The 17,731-nt window shown below is 42.1% G+C and carries 17 protein-coding genes and 1 other annotated feature; all 17 genes read left to right on the plus strand.

The genetic code is table 11. The features are described from left to right. Positions 1-271: 271 nt before the first annotated feature. The 17 genes from AC4E8A_RS07750 to ileS all read left to right on the plus strand — a co-directional run bounded on the left by AC4E8A_RS07750 (position 272) and on the right by ileS (position 16,820). Positions 272-1,060 (plus strand): cell division protein FtsQ/DivIB, encoded by a 789-nt coding sequence (locus AC4E8A_RS07750; protein ID WP_490197795.1) that lies wholly within the window; start codon positions 272-274, stop codon positions 1,058-1,060. Beyond that, positions 1,038-1,745, plus strand: a complete 708-nt coding sequence (locus AC4E8A_RS07755) for a DUF881 domain-containing protein (protein WP_490197796.1) — start codon at positions 1,038-1,040, stop codon at positions 1,743-1,745. The genes AC4E8A_RS07750 and AC4E8A_RS07755 overlap by 23 nt, the downstream gene beginning before the upstream one ends. Before the next feature lie 48 nt (positions 1,746-1,793). Next, positions 1,794-2,510, plus strand: a complete 717-nt coding sequence (locus AC4E8A_RS07760) for a DUF881 domain-containing protein (RefSeq protein ID WP_490197798.1) — start codon at positions 1,794-1,796, stop codon at positions 2,508-2,510. 4 nt (positions 2,511-2,514) lie between these two features. Beyond that, the gene (locus tag AC4E8A_RS07765; RefSeq protein WP_119545880.1) at positions 2,515-2,877 is read left to right on the plus strand and encodes a small basic family protein; all 363 of its coding nucleotides are present in this window, start codon (positions 2,515-2,517) and stop codon (positions 2,875-2,877) included. A gap of 118 nt (positions 2,878-2,995) precedes the next feature. Further along, on the plus strand, positions 2,996-4,294 hold the full coding sequence (gene ftsA / locus AC4E8A_RS07770; protein ID WP_490197800.1) for a cell division protein FtsA: 1,299 nt from the start codon (positions 2,996-2,998) through the stop codon (positions 4,292-4,294). Positions 4,295-4,335: 41 nt separating this feature from the next. Further along, positions 4,336-5,493: a cell division protein FtsZ gene (gene ftsZ, locus AC4E8A_RS07775; RefSeq protein ID WP_490197801.1), complete on the plus strand. Its 1,158-nt coding sequence runs from the start codon at positions 4,336-4,338 to the stop codon at positions 5,491-5,493. A 968-nt stretch (positions 5,494-6,461) separates the two neighbouring features. Beyond that, a complete protein-coding gene (gene spoIIGA / locus AC4E8A_RS07780; protein WP_490197803.1) occupies positions 6,462-7,388 on the plus strand; it encodes a sigma-E processing peptidase SpoIIGA in 927 nt (308 codons plus the stop codon). Between the two features lie 54 nt (positions 7,389-7,442). Beyond that, positions 7,443-8,162, plus strand: a complete 720-nt coding sequence (gene sigE / locus AC4E8A_RS07785) for an RNA polymerase sporulation sigma factor SigE (RefSeq protein WP_490197804.1) — start codon at positions 7,443-7,445, stop codon at positions 8,160-8,162. Positions 8,163-8,552: 390 nt separating this feature from the next. After that, a complete protein-coding gene (gene sigG / locus AC4E8A_RS07790; protein WP_148940290.1) occupies positions 8,553-9,329 on the plus strand; it encodes an RNA polymerase sporulation sigma factor SigG in 777 nt (258 codons plus the stop codon). Positions 9,330-9,417: 88 nt separating this feature from the next. Continuing rightward, complete coding sequence (locus AC4E8A_RS07795; RefSeq protein WP_490197805.1) at positions 9,418-9,696, plus strand: YlmC/YmxH family sporulation protein; 279 nt, start codon at positions 9,418-9,420, stop codon at positions 9,694-9,696. A gap of 177 nt (positions 9,697-9,873) precedes the next feature. Then, entirely contained in the window at positions 9,874-10,695 is an 822-nt protein-coding gene (gene pgeF, locus AC4E8A_RS07800) for a peptidoglycan editing factor PgeF (RefSeq protein WP_490197806.1), read from the plus strand. 6 nt (positions 10,696-10,701) lie between these two features. Next, on the plus strand, positions 10,702-11,376 hold the full coding sequence (locus tag AC4E8A_RS07805) for a YggS family pyridoxal phosphate-dependent enzyme (protein ID WP_490197808.1): 675 nt from the start codon (positions 10,702-10,704) through the stop codon (positions 11,374-11,376). Positions 11,377-11,390: 14 nt separating this feature from the next. Next, on the plus strand, positions 11,391-11,837 hold the full coding sequence (locus AC4E8A_RS07810) for a cell division protein SepF (RefSeq protein ID WP_490197809.1): 447 nt from the start codon (positions 11,391-11,393) through the stop codon (positions 11,835-11,837). A gap of 8 nt (positions 11,838-11,845) precedes the next feature. Then, positions 11,846-12,109 carry a YggT family protein gene (locus tag AC4E8A_RS07815; RefSeq protein ID WP_490197811.1) on the plus strand — a complete coding sequence of 88 codons (264 nt, stop codon included), beginning with the start codon at positions 11,846-11,848 and terminating at the stop codon, positions 12,107-12,109. A 123-nt stretch (positions 12,110-12,232) separates the two neighbouring features. Beyond that, complete coding sequence (locus AC4E8A_RS07820) at positions 12,233-13,009, plus strand: YlmH family RNA-binding protein (protein ID WP_490197813.1); 777 nt, start codon at positions 12,233-12,235, stop codon at positions 13,007-13,009. Between the two features lie 91 nt (positions 13,010-13,100). After that, positions 13,101-13,619 carry a DivIVA domain-containing protein gene (locus tag AC4E8A_RS07825; RefSeq protein ID WP_119545893.1) on the plus strand — a complete coding sequence of 173 codons (519 nt, stop codon included), beginning with the start codon at positions 13,101-13,103 and terminating at the stop codon, positions 13,617-13,619. Positions 13,620-13,654: 35 nt separating this feature from the next. After that, positions 13,655-13,894: a binding site (T-box leader), on the plus strand. A gap of 163 nt (positions 13,895-14,057) precedes the next feature. After that, positions 14,058-16,820 carry an isoleucine--tRNA ligase gene (gene ileS, locus AC4E8A_RS07830; RefSeq protein WP_490197814.1) on the plus strand — a complete coding sequence of 921 codons (2,763 nt, stop codon included), beginning with the start codon at positions 14,058-14,060 and terminating at the stop codon, positions 16,818-16,820. Positions 16,821-17,731: the final 911 nt, after the last annotated feature.

Here is a 17,731-nt window from a genome sequence, read left to right on the forward strand (position 1 = left end):
TTTTGGATGTGTTTACGCCGTGAATGGCTGAAACTGGGGTCTGATGCTATGATAAAATACAAAAAATAGAAAAATATTGTGAAAATTACAGTCTACCCTCTTTTATCATCTTTTCCCTTCATATAAAATAAAGGTATTGAATAGAAAAGTGAAAGCTCTGATTTCATACAGATCCAGCAGGATATAAAACTATAAGAAAAATGATTTTTACATAAAGGAAAAGGACAAGCCTTTCCTTGCGCGGTATGGAAATTGGAGGGGAAAGAAAAGTATGGACAAGGGAAAAATTGTGTCCTTGGAAGAACGTATACCGAAACTTAAACAACACCGAAAGAAAAAGGCTAACCGCAGATTGACATTTTTACTCTCACTTTTTCTTCTGCTCATTCTTACTGTGGTTTATTTCCAGTCCTCTTTAAGCCAGGTAAAGGATATTGTAATAACAGGCAATCACCTGGTTTCCAAAGAATTGGTTCTTGAGAAGATTTCGATTTCCAAGGGCACTAATGTTTGGAGTGTTGACAGGTCCGAGACGGAAAGAGAACTGAAAAAGGTTCCTGAAGTTTCCGGAGCCGAAGTGAAGCTGCAGCTTCCCAACACGGTAACCATCCAGGTTAAGGAGTATGAGAAAGCAGCCTATTTGATTAGTGAGACACGTTTTTATCCCATTCTTGAAAATGGAGTTCTGCTTGACTCAAGGGAATTAGCATCACTTCCGACTGATGCACCTATACTGATAGGTTTTAAAGAAGATGATATTCTTAAGGAAATGGTAACAGAGCTTAAACTTCTGCCTTCAGAAATTAAGAACTCCATTTCGGAAATTGTCCTATCACCCAAAAAAACTGACCCTTATCATGTTTCATTGTATATGAACGATGGATATGAAGTCAGTGCTTCCATTAGGACTTTTTCTGAAAAAATGGTTCATTATCCTTCCATAGTCAGCCAGCTTGGCGAATCATCCAAAGGAGTCATAGATTTGGAAGTCGGCTCCTATTTCAGAGAATATGATACGGAAGGAGAACCTGGGAGTAATGAAGATGAAAGTGAAAGTTAGACACGTAACATTATCCCTGGTCTGCCTGGTTCTCGGCTTTATCCTGGCCTTTTCCTACAGTCTCGCCAATTCAGAGAAGCAGGAAGGAACCCAGGTGACAAGCGGGCAGTGGCAAAGAGAAGATAAGCTCCGCAGCCAGCTTATAACCCGTCAGGAAGATAATTCAGATTTACAAAATGAGATTTATGAGAAACAGCAAAAAATCGTGGATATTGAAAAGGAACTTTCCCAGGAAAAACAGATATACTTTAATCTTGCGGAAGATGCTGAAAAATACAGGATGTTCTTGGGGAAGGTGAAAGTACAGGGACCCGGCGTAAGTGTGACATTGTCTGATTCCCAATATAATCCTGATGAGCCGAATGTAAATAATTATATTGTCCATGAGCACCATGTGTATAAGGTTATTAATGAAATGTATATTGCAGGTGCTTCTGCCGTTGCTATCAATGGCCAGAGACTCAAGCATGATTCTTACATTCTATGCACGGGACCAGTAATTACCGTTGACGGGGTTCCTTACAGTGCTCCGTTTGAAATTACTGCGATCGGTGATCCCGAAGTATTATCCTCCGCCCTTAATCTGACAGGCGGTGTTAAGGATCAGTTAGTAAATGAAAATATCGATTTCAGCCTTAAAAAGGCAACTAAGTTGGTATTTGAACCTATAATCAGTGAATCGTAAGGCGGGATAACCCTGTGTATTGGAAAATAGAAAGCAAGGTGAGAAAGAGTGGGCAATAAAGTAAGCTTTACTCTTATAACCCTGATTATCGGATTCATGGTGGCTGTCCAGTTCCAGACAGTTCAAGAACCTGTGATCAGGGATACCAGGGATATATGGGAATTAAGAGAAGCCATAGAAATGGAAAAAGATACGAGCTCGAATCTCCTTAAGGAACTTCAGTCGATTGATGAGAAACTGAAGAAATACGAAACGGAGAGGCAGACGAGTCAGGAGCAGGCCTTAAGGGATACTCTCGAGGAGCTTAAGCAGGAAGCAGGGCTCGTTGAAAAATCCGGTCCGGGCTTGGTGCTCACAGTGGAACCGTCTGTTGAAGAAGTCCTGTTGGGCGAGAAGGTTAAATCTGTTTCTCCTGATCTCCTTGAGAGACTGGTGAATGAGTTGAATCAGTATGGAGCCAGGGATATTTCCATTGACGGCCGCAGGCTTATAAACACCTCAGTCATCAGGGATATAAATGGAGAAACGAAAATTGACGGGTACTCGATTAATACTATCCCGTTTGAAATCAGGATCTTAACCAAAGATCTGGAAGCTGCCCAAGATCTCCACAATCGGATGCAGGTTTCCCGGGCAATAGAAGACTTCTTTATAGATAATCTGAGAGTCAATATAGGCTCCCCTGTGGAAAGCCTGTCTGTACCGGCATATGAGGATACTATCAGGATCCGGTATATGGACCCTGTAACAGAAGGAGGGAATTAACAGAATGTGGCTGCCCGTTCTAGGGTTGCTGCTAGGAGTAATCCTTGGATTACTTACCGATATCAGGATCCCAGATGAATATTCAAACTACTTATCCATTGCGGTATTAGCAGCTCTCGATACATTGTTTGGTGGGATAAGGGCCCACCTGCAAAACATTTATGATGACAAAGTATTTGTCTCGGGTTTTTTCTTTAATATTTTATTGGCTGCAAGTTTGGCTTTTCTAGGTGTCCATCTTGGTGTAGACTTATACTTAGCAGCAGTTTTCGCGTTTGGTGTCAGGCTATTTCAAAATATTGCAGTCATACGAAGGATTTTGATTAGTAACTGGAGTACAAATAGCGAAAAAAAAGAAAAAAATTGAAATATTAAAAGGGAAATCTTTTAAAAGCGACGAATATTTTTATAAGATATACTTAAAACTCAACTTTAAACGAATTTGTTGTTCTAAAATACATAAGAATTGAAGGAGGTGCCACAGAGTGAACAGCAATGAAATTTTTGTAAGTCTTGACATCGGTACATCCACAGTGAAAGTGATTATTGGAGAAATGTCCAATGATTCTCTGAACATCATAGGTGTAGGTAATGTCAAATCACAAGGAATCCGAAAAGGTTCCATAGTGGATATAGATGAAACTGTTCAATCAATAAAAAAGGCCGTCGAACAAGCTGAAAGGATGGTCGGTATAAATATCAACCAGGTAATCGTCGGGATACCTGGAAACGGAGTCGCACTTCAAGCGTGTCATGGGGTGGTGGCTGTATCAAGTGATAACAGAGAAATCACAGATGATGATGTGGCACGTGTAATGGATGCTGCCCAAGTCATCTCGATTCCTCCTGAACGGGAAATCGTTAATGTGATTCCTAAACAATTCATCGTGGATGGGTTGGATGAAATTACGGATCCAAGGGGAATGATCGGGGTTAGACTTGAGATGGAAGGCACGATCATTACAGGATCTAAGACACTTTTACATAATACTTTACGTTGTGTTGAAAAAGCCGGTCTGGAAATAATGGATATAGTGCTGCAGCCTTTGGCATCTGGTTCCATCGCCCTTTCCAAGGATGAACAGAGCCTTGGAGCGGCATTAATTGATATTGGTGGCGGATCTACAACGATTGCAGTCTTCGAGCATGGTCATGTAAAAGCTGCTTCAGTCCTGCCGATAGGAGGGGAGCATATTACGAAAGACCTGTCCATAGGACTCAGAACTTCAACTGAGGATGCTGAGATGATCAAAGTGAAATATGGACATGCCTTTTATGATCATGCTTCTGAAGATGAAGTGTTCAGTGTACCGATTATTGGCAGTGATCAACATCAACAATTTAATCAGCTTGAAATTTCTGATATCATAGAAGCTAGATTAGAAGAAATATTCGATATGATTGGACATGAATTAAGAAGAATGGGTATCCATGACTTGCCTGGCGGCTATGTTCTGACAGGCGGAATTGCCAATCTTCCGGGAGTGCTTGAACTCGCACAGCTGGTTTTCCAAAATCGTGTAAGAGTAGCCGTCCCTGATTACATTGGTGTTCGAGAACCTCAATATACAACGTCTGTAGGGTTGATAAAATATGCTCACAAAAATGCTAGATTACAAGGGAGGAACGTAAGCGCCTCTCCTGTCCCTGCAGAGCCTGCTGAAAAGAGGAATGGTAAGACGAAGCCTGAGCAAATTGACAAACCAAAACCAAAACCGGACAAGCCAAATGAGGAAAAAGTCTCATCAAAAATGAAGAAATTTTTCGGCTACTTTTTTGAATAGCTTCAAATAGGTTGAGAATCGAGGAATTAGGAGGATGTTTCATGTTAGAGTTTGATACAAATTTAGATTCATTAGCCACCATAAAAGTAATCGGGGTAGGAGGCGGCGGAAATAACGCCGTCAATCGAATGATTGAGCATGGTGTACAAGGAGTAGAATTTATAGCGGTAAATACTGATGCACAAGCATTGAATTTATCAAAAGCAGAAATCAAGATGCAAATTGGCGGTAAGCTTACCAGAGGTCTTGGAGCAGGTGCAAACCCTGAAGTTGGTAAGAAGGCTGCTGAAGAAAGTAAGGAACAAATCGAAGAAGCCCTTAAAGGAGCAGACATGGTGTTCGTAACCGCCGGAATGGGTGGAGGAACCGGAACTGGTGCAGCTCCCGTAATTGCAGGGATTGCCAAGGAAATTGGCGCTTTGACTGTAGGGGTTGTTACCCGGCCATTCACCTTTGAAGGGAGAAAGCGTTCAACCCAGGCAAGCGGCGGAATTAGTGCGATGAAGGATGCCGTTGATACCTTGATCGTCATCCCAAATGACCGACTTCTTGAAATTGTTGATAAGAGCACCCCTATGCTTGAAGCATTCCGTGAGGCTGATAACGTATTGCGTCAGGGTGTTCAGGGCATTTCAGACCTTATTGCGACACCAGGCCTTATCAACCTTGACTTTGCGGATGTAAAGACAATCATGTCCAATAAAGGATCTGCTTTGATGGGGATTGGAGCTGCGTCCGGTGAAAATCGTGCCACCGAGGCAGCGAAAAAGGCTATTTCCAGTCCTTTGCTTGAAACTTCACTTGATGGTGCTCAAGGTGTCTTGATGAATATTACTGGAGGCACAAACCTTTCACTTTATGAAGTTCAGGAAGCTGCCGATATTGTAGCTTCTGCATCAGACCAGGAAGTCAATATGATTTTCGGTTCTGTTATTAATGAAGAGCTGAAAGATGACATCGTTGTTACAGTCATTGCGACAGGTTTTAACGAAGAAGCTGTCCAGCCTAAACAAACAAGACCTGCATTTGGTGGAATGAAGCCGAACAATAATCATGTTACCCAGCAGCAGGCTTCAAAGCGTGAACCCAAAAGAGAGGAACCTCAGCAACAACAGGAACCTTCTCGTACAAGCGGACAGGGAGCGGAAGAGACACTGGATATCCCGACTTTCCTGCGAAATCGTAACCGTCGCCGATAATGTAAAGGCTCAAAAGGCTCAAGGATAAATTCCTTGAGCCTATTTTGTTTGTTGTTAGCTGGTAAAAAACCTTCAGCATTGACTGATAACATACCCACAAAGGGTTTGAGTAATATTCTTATAGGAGTATTGATTATAATTAATTAGATTTACACTCTATTTCACTTTTGGCAAATGAAGGTAAATATAGTTAATTGGAGTGAAAAGTGTACAACCTACTGCTGGATGGCTGGATAGGTCCAGTTTCTGCTCCAGCAGCCAGAAGAAATCCCGAAACCTCCTTGCAAATCCAGCTCCAAGTCTCCTACGGCTATCGAACGGTAGTCCACTCCTTAAAAAAAGTCACATCAATCAATTCATTCCTTTCGTTGCATTTACTTATATCTTTTTGCGGAGCCAGTCCGCAGATAACTGATCGTGTCTTTCGGGTTTTTAGAGATAAGTCACCATTGACCCTCCGCTCTTCCTGATTTCTATATGCCGTGCACAAGCCCTGCAGTTCGTTTGGCGTAAATCTGCTCTTTCCGGTTTTATTGTGGTTTTACCCTCTCTAGCCTTTTATGTTGGAGGCTTGGAGCTGAAGGCGTGCGACCTCTAATCCATATGGAACTCAATGGCGGGTTCCTCCTTCTAGTTCACTTACCTTACGAGGTGTGTGCGCCTAAAGCAGAAAGCCATTACTTATAAAAAAGCCACAATGATTGCGGAAATGTCCCGGAGATAAAGCAACATTCAATCGTTTCGTTTGTTGTCAGCCCTCTTACCTCATATAGAGGCTTCAAACCCTTATGACAGACCTTATTGATGAGGCTCTGTCCCATGGGATGCATAAAATAATTTGACAATATTCGAACGAGAGTATGAAAAGTTTCACTTCTTTGCCTACAGAAAGTGACACACTTCAAGAGAGTATGTACGATATACTTCACATAACAGTCAGTAATGATGGACCAAAAGGAGGGAAAAGGTTGGTTCTGTATTTAGATGTCATTTGGCTATTAAATTTTTTGATAGACAGCATATTGCTGATGATGACTGCATTATTCCTAAAGAGACATCTAAAGTGGTGGAGAATATTTTCGGGTGGGTTTATCGGCTCCTTCATTGTATTGTTATCCTTTACCCCTTATGCCTATATCAGTGGTCATCCGCTGGTCAAATTATCCTTCTCGATCGTCATGGTGGTGGCCGCATTCGGATTCAAGCGTTTTCGATTCTTTGTTGGGAATTTACTGATGCTTTATTTTGCAACTTTTCTAACGGGAGGGTTTTTGATCGGAGTCCATTATTTTTTAAAGTTTGATAATAACCTCCAATCTTCCATGTTCTTGGCAAGTGTGAAGGGGTTTGGAGATCCAATCAGCTGGGTGTTTGTCATGTTTGCCCTTCCCGCAGCCTGGTATTTTTCCCGGAGCCGTGTAAGCAGTATAGAGACAGTCAATATTCAATATGACCAAATTGTCGGTATTGAGGTTGAGATAAACGGGGTGAAACTTGAGCTGAAAGGGTTGGTCGACAGCGGTAATCAGCTTTACGATCCACTAAGTAAAAGTCCTGTAATGTTGATTTCTTCAAAAGGTTTGAATGAGAAGCTTCCAAACGAAATAATTGGACTCTCAGAAGATAATGAAGACATCATGAGTGGAAACCATTCACTATCTCGGGAATGGGAGGATCGTGTCCGGTTTATCCCTGCGCAGTCAGTCGGAAAGAAGAATCAACTCCTTATTGCTTTTAAGCCTGACTCCATTGTAATAAGAAAAGGAGAAGAAACGTGGATATGTAAAAAAGGACTGGTTGTATTTCAGGATATCGTCTTTTCTGCAGACGATACATTCAACTGCATTGTTCATCCGAGGATGATGGCATCTTCTCCGCTTAGAAACGTATCTTAACACATGCCACTACTACTATACTCGTTATCCATCAAAATAGAAGGGGGAACTACATTGAAAAATTTGCGGCTTAAACTTACATATTATTGGTATAAGCTTCTCATCAAGCTGGGGATTAAAACAGATGAGATTTATTACATAGGCGGCAGTGAGGCACTTCCGCCTCCTCTTTCAAAAGAAGAAGAAGAGGTATTGCTTAAAAAACTTCCGAATGGTGATAAAACAGCCCGCTCTCTCTTGATAGAAAGGAACCTTAGGCTTGTGGTATATATTGCAAGAAAATTTGAAAATACCGGAATCAACATAGAAGATCTCATTAGTATCGGTACCATCGGTTTAATCAAGGCTGTAAACACGTTTAATCCAGAAAAGAAAATCAAGTTGGCCACCTATGCATCCAGGTGTATAGAAAATGAGATCCTAATGTATCTGAGGAGAAATAATAAGATAAGGTCGGAAGTTTCCTTTGATGAACCATTGAATATCGATTGGGATGGAAACGAACTGCTGCTATCTGACGTCTTGGGGACCGAGGAGGATATCATTACGAAAGACCTTGAAGCTACAGTTGACAGAAAACTTCTGTTTAATGCATTGACGGAACTCTCAGACAGGGAAAAACAGATAATGGAACTTAGATTTGGACTTATGGGGGGAGAAGAAAAAACACAAAAGGACGTTGCAGATATGCTGGGAATATCGCAATCTTATATATCCAGATTAGAGAAACGAATAATTAAAAGGCTGAAAAAAGAGTTCAACAAGATGGTGTAATTTTGGAAGGTTCTTTTGGTAAACTTTGTTGCTGTTTGATAATAATTCAGAAAGATAGTGGAGTAATGAACCGGAAAAACCAGCAAGAGAGAAAAGAGCTTCTCTCTTCGTTGAGAGCGAAAAACGTAGTATGCAGGGGAAGAATCCGGCTTTTGGGATTTTTCCGGAAGCAACAATATATGCGAAAACAGCCTTTTGGAAAGAGGAGCGATTCAAAAATTGAATCGCTTCTTTTTTTGTCCCAAAAAAATTTTTGTGATTATAGAACCCTTGTCCTGCCTTGATTGGAAGTATTTTCAATATGTGGGAGAGATGGATGGCGGTGCATAAATTTCCCTCCCGGGGAGATACTGACTTTTGTACAGCAACTCCTGTAAGGAGGGAAGGAATTTGACACGAAATAAAGTTGAAATCTGTGGTGTTGATACATCAAAGCTTCCCGTTCTAAAGAATGAGGAAATGAGAAAACTCTTTCGGGAAATGCAGGCGGGGGATATCTCAGCCAGAGAAAAATTAGTAAACGGGAACCTTCGTCTTGTTCTCAGTGTCATTCAAAGGTTCAATAATCGCGGAGAATATGTGGATGATCTGTTTCAAGTTGGATGTATCGGTCTAATGAAGTCGATCGATAACTTTGACCTTGGACAAAATGTACGATTTTCCACCTATGCGGTACCAATGATTATCGGAGAGATCCGCCGTTATCTAAGAGATAACAATCCGATAAGAGTTTCCCGGTCTCTTAGGGATATAGCCTATAAAGCTCTTCAGGTACGCGAGAGGCTGATGGGCGAGACTTCAAAAGAACCAACAGCGGAGGAAATTGCCAAGGTGCTTGATGTCCCGCATGAAGATATTGTATTTGCGATGGATGCGATTCAAGATCCTGTTTCCCTGTTCGAACCGATTTATAATGATGGCGGTGACCCAATATTTGTAATGGATCAGCTTAGTGATGAAAAAAACAGAGATCATACCTGGATTGAGGAAATTGCTCTTCAAGAAGGGATGAGACGTTTGAATGACCGGGAGAAGATGATTATACGGAAACGCTTCTTCCAAGGAAAAACCCAAATGGAAGTCGCAGAGGAAATCGGTATCTCACAAGCACAAGTATCCAGGCTTGAAAAGGCTGCTATCAAACAAATGAATAAGAATATTCAATAATGGGTCATGCCCCGTGAATAAGACGGGGCATGACCCCATTTTGTTTTGCATATATTTTTTATAAGACTTCAGAGAAAGAGGGAGAGACATGGTAAGGATATCAGATTTTCAAGTAAAGGATGTTGTGAGCATATCAGATGGGAGAAAATTAGGAAATATAGCTGATATAGAGATTAATCTCGATACCGGCAGGATAGAAGCGATCGTGATCGGCAGAAACGGTAAGCTGCTGGGTTTTTTTGCGAAGGAAGAAGATGTGGTTATACCTTGGACTTCCATTGTCAAAATCGGCGAGGATGTCATTTTGGTGCGGCATAAGGATAACCATTATCTCCAGGCTCAGTTGGAAGAACCGAAGAAACAATGAAAAGAATATCTGAAGAATTGCCATCAATATAAGGAAAACCTATGCATGCAGGAAAGAAAGAACTGCTCTCATCTTCAAGCTATGGGCAAACTGCCAAGTAAAAGCGGTCAGATAGAAGGATTATGACGGTAAAGGGGAGTTTGTGATAAACTGTAGAAAAAGGAAGGAGACATTGCAGTGACTCAACAAGCCTTCTTTAAAGAAAATCATCTAAATTTCTCCCTTCCTGAATGGGAAAATCTTGTGCCCGGCTTGACAGCAGGGATTACCAGTAAGCAAGGAGGTTTCAGTGAAGGACCATTTCAATCTCTAAATATGGGACTCCATGTAAAGGATGAAGTGGATACAGTTCGGCAGAATCGCAAGCGAGTTGCGGATAGTATCCATTTTCCACTGAAAACATGGGTATGTACTGAGCAAACACATGGAAATAATATTCGACGGGCAACGCATAAAGATGGCGGTAAGGGTGCATTGGATTATGCAACGAGTATCATGGATGCTGATGGCTTAATCACCGATGAACCGGATTTGCTCCTGACCATGTGCTACGCTGACTGTGTTCCGCTGTATTTCCTATACCCGGAGGGAAGGCTGATAGGGGTCGCCCATGCTGGATGGAAAGGCACCGTCCTTGACATCGCTGGTAACATGATAAGGGAATTTAATCATTACGGAGCAAGGTCAGAGGAGATACTGACGGCAATCGGACCCTCTATTTGCAGGAAATGTTATCAGGTAGACGACAGAGTTATTGACAAAGTGAAAAAACTACTAGAAGATTGTAATGAAAAGCCATATAATCTTAAATATGAAGGACAATATGAGCTTGATCTTAAAAGAACCAATTATCTGGCACTCAGAAACATGGGAGTCCCTTCCAAAAATATTACCGTGTCAGACCTATGTACGGCCTGTAATGAAAAGGAATTCTTTTCTCACCGTAGAGACAGCGGTAAGACAGGCAGGATTATGAGCTTTATCGGCTGGAAGGAGTGACGCTTCATGGATGTTAAGGATAAGCTCCAGATCATCAACGAAAAAATCAATGCAGCCTGTGAAGCTTCCGGCAGAGATCGTGAAGAGATCACAATAGTTGCCGTTACAAAATATGTATCGATTGAAAGGGCTAAGGAGGCTATTGAAGCCGGTCTTACCCACCTCGGTGAAAACAGGGATGAAGGACTGATTTCCAAATGGGAACAGTTGAAGGACAAGCCCGAGTGGCACTTCATTGGGTCACTTCAATCAAGGAAAGTAAAGAATATCATAGATAAAGTATCATACATACACTCCTTGGACCGAAAGTCGCTGGCAAAGGAAATAAATAAGAGGGCTTCCCGGCCGGTTTCTTGTTTTGTCCAAGTGAACGTCTCCGGGGAAGAATCAAAGCATGGACTTCCACCTGATGAGGTAACCTCATTCATAAAAGGTTTGAGCCAATTTGAGAGTGTGAAAGTGGCAGGCTTGATGGCCATGATGCCCAACATCGATGATGAAACTGAGTTGAGAGGGTATTTCAAACAAATGAAGGCCCTCCAGACAGGGGTTGCTGCAATGGGACTTGAACATGCACCCTGTACAGAACTTTCTATGGGAATGTCAAATGATTTTATGATAGCCATCGAAGAAGGAGCCACCTTTATTCGGGTTGGTACAGCACTTGTAGGAGAAGATTAAAAGGAGGCAGACAAGTGGGAATCAAGTCAAAATTCAAGAACTTTTTTCTGCTGGATGAGGAAGAATTTGAACAGGATCAAAGCTATACTGAGGAACAGTATGAGGAGAAGCTGCCAGTGAAGCAACAACAGCCTTCATCGACAAAGCAAAATGTGGTCAGTCTGCAAAGTGTCCAGAAGTCTTCAAAAATGATCATCGTAGAACCAAGAGTGTATGCAGAAGCGCAAGAGATCGCCGATCACCTTAAAAATCGGAAAGCAATTGTCGTTAATCTGCAAAGAATTCAGCATGACCAGGCAAAGCGGATTGTAGACTTTTTAAGTGGTACTGTTTATGCATTGGGAGGCGACATCCAGAGGATCGGCAGCAATATCTTCCTTTGTACTCCTGACAATGTTGAAGTGGCAGGAAATATTACAGAGTTCCTGCAGGAGGAAGATAACCATAATACAAGGTGGTAATGTGAACTATGGATTTTGTAATTGCAACTTTATACAGACTGATTGAGCTCTACTCCTGGGCATTGATCATTTATATCTTAATGTCCTGGTTTCCTAATGCAAGGGAGACTGCAATTGGTAAGTTTCTGGCAAGGATATGTGAACCCTATTTAGAGCCGTTCCGCAGAATTGTGCCGGCCATCGGAATGATTGATATATCTCCAATTGTGGCGTTCATTGTATTGAGTTTAGCCAAAACAGGTATTCTTGAACTGTACAGATGGTTTATTTAATGCCGTTGAGAATCCCTGTTGAAGAATAGAGCACTAAAATTAAGGGAGACCATTCAGGTACTCCTTTTTTCATTCTTAAAGGCATCATTATCTGCCACTCATCATTAAAAGCAGGTGAAAAACATGACATCGATTTATCAGCATTTTAGAAAAGAGGAAAAAGACTTTATTGACAGTGTATTGGCATGGCGTGATGTTGTGGAATATTCTTATTCTCCAAAAGTTACCGATTTTTTAGATCCCAGGCAGCAATACATTCTTACTGCCATAATCGGTAAGAACAGCGATATCAATTTCAGTTTTTACCCTGAATACGAGCATGTTGAACGAAAGCGGTGCATATTGTATCCGGATTACTTTGAGCCATCCCAATCTGATTTTGCTGTCACCTTATTTGAGATTAACTATCCACAAAAATTTGTTACCCTTGAACACCCGCAGATACTGGGGGCTCTTATGTCTATAGGCTTGAAAAGGGAAAAATTCGGGGATATCCTCATTAACGGGGACAGGGTCCAACTATTGACAGCCGCTGAGATCGCCGATTTTGTTGAAATGAATTTCAGGGAAGTTGGAAGGACTAATGTGACAATGGAAAGGCAGCCATTTGAAGACATGATCACTTCTTCAGAAGAATGGCAGGAAAACGTGACCACTGCAAGTTCCCTCCGCCTCGATGTGATCCTCTCAGCACTTTACAATATATCCAGGCAGAAGGTCCAAACCCTTATCAAAGGGGGAGTAGTAAAGGTGAATTGGAGAGTAGTCGAAAATCCATCATTTGAAGTGGGTGAAGGAGATGTGTTCTCCATGAGGGGACATGGCAGAAGCAAATTGATTTCCATTGAAGGCAAAACAAAAAGAGACAAATTTCGAATTGCCGCTGGTATTCTGAAATAAATTTTCGAAAAATAAAGGGAAATCCCCACAAACTGTCGAAAATTCAGTTATAATAGGAATAGAATACTTACTTCGATATGGAGGTGGCATTATGCCTTTAACGCCGTTAGATATACATAACAAAGAATTCAGTCGCGGATTCCGGGGTTATGATGAAGATGAAGTGAATGAATTTCTTGATCAGATCATTAAAGATTATGAGATCCTTCTTCGCGAAAAAAAAGAGCTGGAAGAATCTCTTGGTTCCATGAATGAGCGACTGGGCCACTTCACCAACATTGAAGAGACATTGAACAAATCAATCGTCATCGCCCAGGAAGCTGGAGAAGAAGTCCGCAGAAATGCCTCTAAGGAAGCCAAACTGATTGTCAAGGAAGCAGAGAAAAATGCTGACAGGATTGTTAACGAATCACTCTCCAAAGCAAGAAAGATCGCTATGGAAATTGAAGAATTGAAAAAGCAGTCCAAAGTTTTCAGAACCCGTTTTAAGATGTTGATCGAGGCACAGCTTGATCTGCTCAGCAGTGATGACTGGGATCAAATCATGGAATTTGAAATTGATGCAACCGACCTAAAGACACTGAAAGAAGAAGACAGCTTGACGAAATAAGTGTATATTTCATATAATGGATTTTACAATTATACTGCAACGCAATGAAAGGGACAGTACGTTTCTTTAACTAGTAGCCTTCAGGCAGCGAGTCAAGGATGGTGGAAGCTTGACAGAGGCAGAAGAAGCGGAAAATCACCCTCGAGCATCGGATTTGAAAGCCAATTAGCCATTAGAATCCGGCGTGTCATTCTCGTTACGAATGTCAAAGTGGGCAAATCATCATTGTTTTGCCTATTAGGGTGGTACCGCGGGTTAGCTTTCTCGTCCCTTTCCAGGGATGGGAAGGCTTTTTTTATTGCTTTTTTCCTTGAAGTATTAAGGACGATAAAATGGATAACCCTGTATAGTTAAAGAATGAATATAGAACGAATGACTTGCGTCGACAGGATTTTCAGGAATCAGCTCCCTTATTGGTTCCAGATAGGAGGAAAAAGAATGAATTATAAAGACACCTTATTAATGCCGAAAACAGAATTCCCGATGCGTGGTAATCTGCCAAAGCGCGAACCTGAAATGCAGGCAAAGTGGAACGAGATGGATATCTATAAAAAGGTCCAGGAGAGAACGGAAGGCAGGCCGTTGTTTATCCTGCATGATGGACCGCCGTATGCCAATGGTGACCTCCACATGGGGCATGCACTCAACAAAGTGCTGAAAGACTTCATTGTTAGATACAAATCCATGAGCGGCTACAATGCCCCTTATGTTCCAGGCTGGGATACGCACGGCCTGCCAATTGAACAGGCTTTAACCAAAAAAGGTGTTAACCGTAAAGAAATGACGGTTGCCGAGTTCCGTAAGCTCTGCGAAGAGTATGCCTATGGTCAAATCGACAGCCAGCGTACACAGTTTAGACAACTCGGTGTTCGCGGTGATTGGGATAACCCCTATATCACCATGAAGCCGGAGTATGAGGCAGAACAGATTAAAGTATTTGGTGAGATGGCAAACAAAGGTTACATTTACAAGGGCTTGAAACCTGTTTATTGGAGTCCGTCCAGTGAATCCGCGTTGGCCGAAGCAGAAATTGAATATCAAGATAAGCGTTCTCCTTCCATTTACGTTGGTTTTAAAGTGAAAGATGGAAAAGGTGTAGTTGAAGAAGGTACCCAGATCATCATCTGGACAACAACACCATGGACAATTCCGGCGAACCTTGCCATCACTGTCCATGCTGACCTTTCATATGTCGTTGTCGATGTGGACGGCAGTAATTATGTTGTTGCAGAAGACTTGCTTGAAGAGGTAACAACTGTCCTTGATTGGAATGCACCAACTGTTGTTAAAACTGTGAAGGGGTCAGAACTGGAACTCGTAAAAGCTCAGCATCCGCTTTATGACAGAGAATCTCTTGTCATTCTTGGCGACCATGTTACGACTGATTCTGGTACAGGGTGCGTACACACTGCTCCCGGTCATGGTGAAGATGATTATCTCGTCGGAAAGAAATACGGCCTTGATATCCTTTGCCCGGTAAATGATAAAGGTGTCATGACAGAGGAAGCTCCAGGTTTTGAAGGCTTATTCTATGATACTGCAAACAAACAGATCACCGAAAAGCTTCAAGAAACCGGAGCATTATTGAAGCTTGAATTCATCACTCACTCGTATCCGCATGACTGGCGTACAAAAAAACCGGTTATTTTCAGAGCAACTCCACAGTGGTTTGCATCCATTGATTCCTTTAGGGAAGATCTTCTCCAAGCAGTCAAGGATACTAAATGGGTTCCTGCCTGGGGGGAAACAAGACTTTATAATATGGTACGCGACAGAGGAGACTGGTGTATTTCCAGACAGCGTGCATGGGGTGTTCCGATCCCTGTTTTCTACGCGGAAAATGGAGAAGAAATCATTACGGAAGAAACAATTGCTCATGTCTCGGAACTTTTCAGAAAGCACGGTTCCAATGTCTGGTTCGAGAAGAGTGCCAAAGAGCTTCTTCCAGAAGGATTCAAGCATGAAGGAAGCCCTAATGGTGAATTCACAAAAGAACAGGACATCATGGATGTTTGGTTTGATTCAGGATCTTCTCATCAAGCGGTCCTGCACCAAAGAGACGATCTTCAGCGTCCGGCCGATCTTTATTTAGAAGGATCTGACCAATACAGAGGATGGTTCAATTCATCCCTGACAACGGGTGTTGCCGTAACTGGCAAAGCTCCATATAAAGGAGTACTGAGCCACGGGTTCGTCAATGATGGAGAAGGCCGTAAAATGAGTAAGTCCATCGGTAACATTGTCGTGCCTGACAAGGTCATTAAGCAAATGGGTGCTGATATCCTTCGCCTATGGGTTGCTTCTGTTGACTACCAGGCGGATGTTCGCCTGTCAGATGCCATTTTGAAGCAGGTTTCTGAAGTATACCGTAAAATGAGGAACACATATCGCTTCTTACTGGGGAACCTGGCAGACTTCAATCCTGAAAAAGATGCTGTTTCTTATGATGACCTTCGAGAAGTGGATCAATTCATGCTTGTAAGGCTTAATAACCTGATCAAGAGTGTTCGCACTGCATATGAAAACTATGAATTCTCAAGTATTTATACGAGTGTTAACAATTTCTGTACTTTGGATCTCAGCTCATTCTATCTTGATTTCGCAAAAGATGTGCTTTACATTGAAGCGGAAAACAATTATGAAAGACGTGCCATGCAGTCAGTCCTTCATGAGTGCCTTGTTGCATTGACGAAATTGATGTCTCCGATTCTTTCGCATACTGCAGATGAAGTATGGTCTCACATGTCATCGCCAAAAGAAGAAAGTGTGCAGTTGACGGATATGCCTGATTATCAGGAACTGCCGAATGCAGATAAACTCCTTTCTAAGTGGGAATCCTTCTTGAAGCTTCGTGACAATGTGCTAAAGGCTCTTGAAGAAGCCAGAAATGAAAAAATCATCGGGAAGTCATTGACTGCAAAAGTCATCCTTTATGTTAATGATGAAACAAAGGAACTTCTTGATTCTGTCAAAGAAGATCTGAAGCAATTGTTCATTGTTTCAGGTTTTGAAATCGGCGGAAGTGCATCCGAAGCACCGGATCATGCATTGAAGTTTGAGAACAATGCAATTGTCATTGAAAAGGCAGAAGGCGAAACATGTGACCGCTGCTGGACAGTTACTACGGAAGTCGGCCAAGACCCTGACCATCCGACACTTTGTCCTCGTTGTACTGACGTTGTTAAAAAGCATTACGCTTAATATCTTAAAGGCCCCGCTGACCGTTAGCGGGGTTTTTTTTGTGGACAATAGATTGTGTATCCCGTTAGAGGATTGATTAAGGAAAAGGAATAGGCCAAATCTTTAATGGCGGAGCGAGAAAATGGTGTAATCCGAGAAGGAATAGGCCAAATCTCTGATGAAGGCGCGAGAAAATGGTGCAATCCAGAGAGGAATAGGCCAAAACTTTGGTGGCGGAGCGAGAAAACGGTGCAATCCGAGAAGAAATAGACCAAAACTTTGGTGGCTGAGCGAGAAAACGGTGCAATCCGAGAAGAAATAGGCCAAATCTTTGATGACGGAGCGAAAAAACGGTGCAATCCGAGAAGAAATAGACCAAAACTTTGGTGGCTGGGCGAGAAAACGGTGCAATCCGAGAAGGAATAGGCCAAATCTCTGATGGCGGAGCGAAAAAACGGTGCAATCCGAGAAAGAATAGGCCAAATCTTTGATGGCGGAGCGAGAAAATGGTGCAATCCGAGAAGGAATAGGCCAAAACTTTGATGGCTGAGCGAGAAAACGGTGCAATCCGAGAAGAAATAGACCAAAACTTTGGTGGCGGAGCGAGAAAACGGTGCAATCCGAGAAGAAATAGGCCAAATCTTTGATGACGGAGCGAGAAAACGGTGCAATCTGTGAAGGAATAGGCCAAAACTTTGGTGGTTGAGCGAAAAAATGGTGCAATCCAGAAAGAAATGGGCAAAATTTTAGATGACAGCATAAAAAAATGGTGGAATCATGCCAGTATACGAAAGGATTAAAGGCTGAAAGGGTCCATTCAGAAGGAAACGTACCTTTTAAAGGAAGGAGGTACGGTTCACAGAGACGTCCGTTTAAACTCTTTCGGAAGGTGCATCCATCTTGATACCATGATTACTAATTCTTACATATCA

It is taken from the genome of Bacillus sp. SRL337, assembly GCF_984799155.1.

Coding starts and splice junctions, on each gene's coding strand:
- AC4E8A_RS07750 (WP_490197795.1), top strand. CDS start 272: ATGGACAAGGGAAAAATTGTGTCCTTGGAAGAACGTATACCGAAACTT.
- AC4E8A_RS07755 (WP_490197796.1), top strand. CDS start 1,038: ATGAAGATGAAAGTGAAAGTTAGACACGTAACATTATCCCTGGTCTGC.
- AC4E8A_RS07765 (WP_119545880.1), top strand. CDS start 2,515: ATGTGGCTGCCCGTTCTAGGGTTGCTGCTAGGAGTAATCCTTGGATTA.
- ftsZ (WP_490197801.1), top strand. CDS start 4,336: ATGTTAGAGTTTGATACAAATTTAGATTCATTAGCCACCATAAAAGTA.
- AC4E8A_RS07795 (WP_490197805.1), top strand. CDS start 9,418: ATGGTAAGGATATCAGATTTTCAAGTAAAGGATGTTGTGAGCATATCA.
- AC4E8A_RS07805 (WP_490197808.1), top strand. CDS start 10,702: ATGGATGTTAAGGATAAGCTCCAGATCATCAACGAAAAAATCAATGCA.
- AC4E8A_RS07815 (WP_490197811.1), top strand. CDS start 11,846: ATGGATTTTGTAATTGCAACTTTATACAGACTGATTGAGCTCTACTCC.
- AC4E8A_RS07820 (WP_490197813.1), top strand. CDS start 12,233: ATGACATCGATTTATCAGCATTTTAGAAAAGAGGAAAAAGACTTTATT.
- AC4E8A_RS07825 (WP_119545893.1), top strand. CDS start 13,101: ATGCCTTTAACGCCGTTAGATATACATAACAAAGAATTCAGTCGCGGA.
- ileS (WP_490197814.1), top strand. CDS start 14,058: ATGAATTATAAAGACACCTTATTAATGCCGAAAACAGAATTCCCGATG.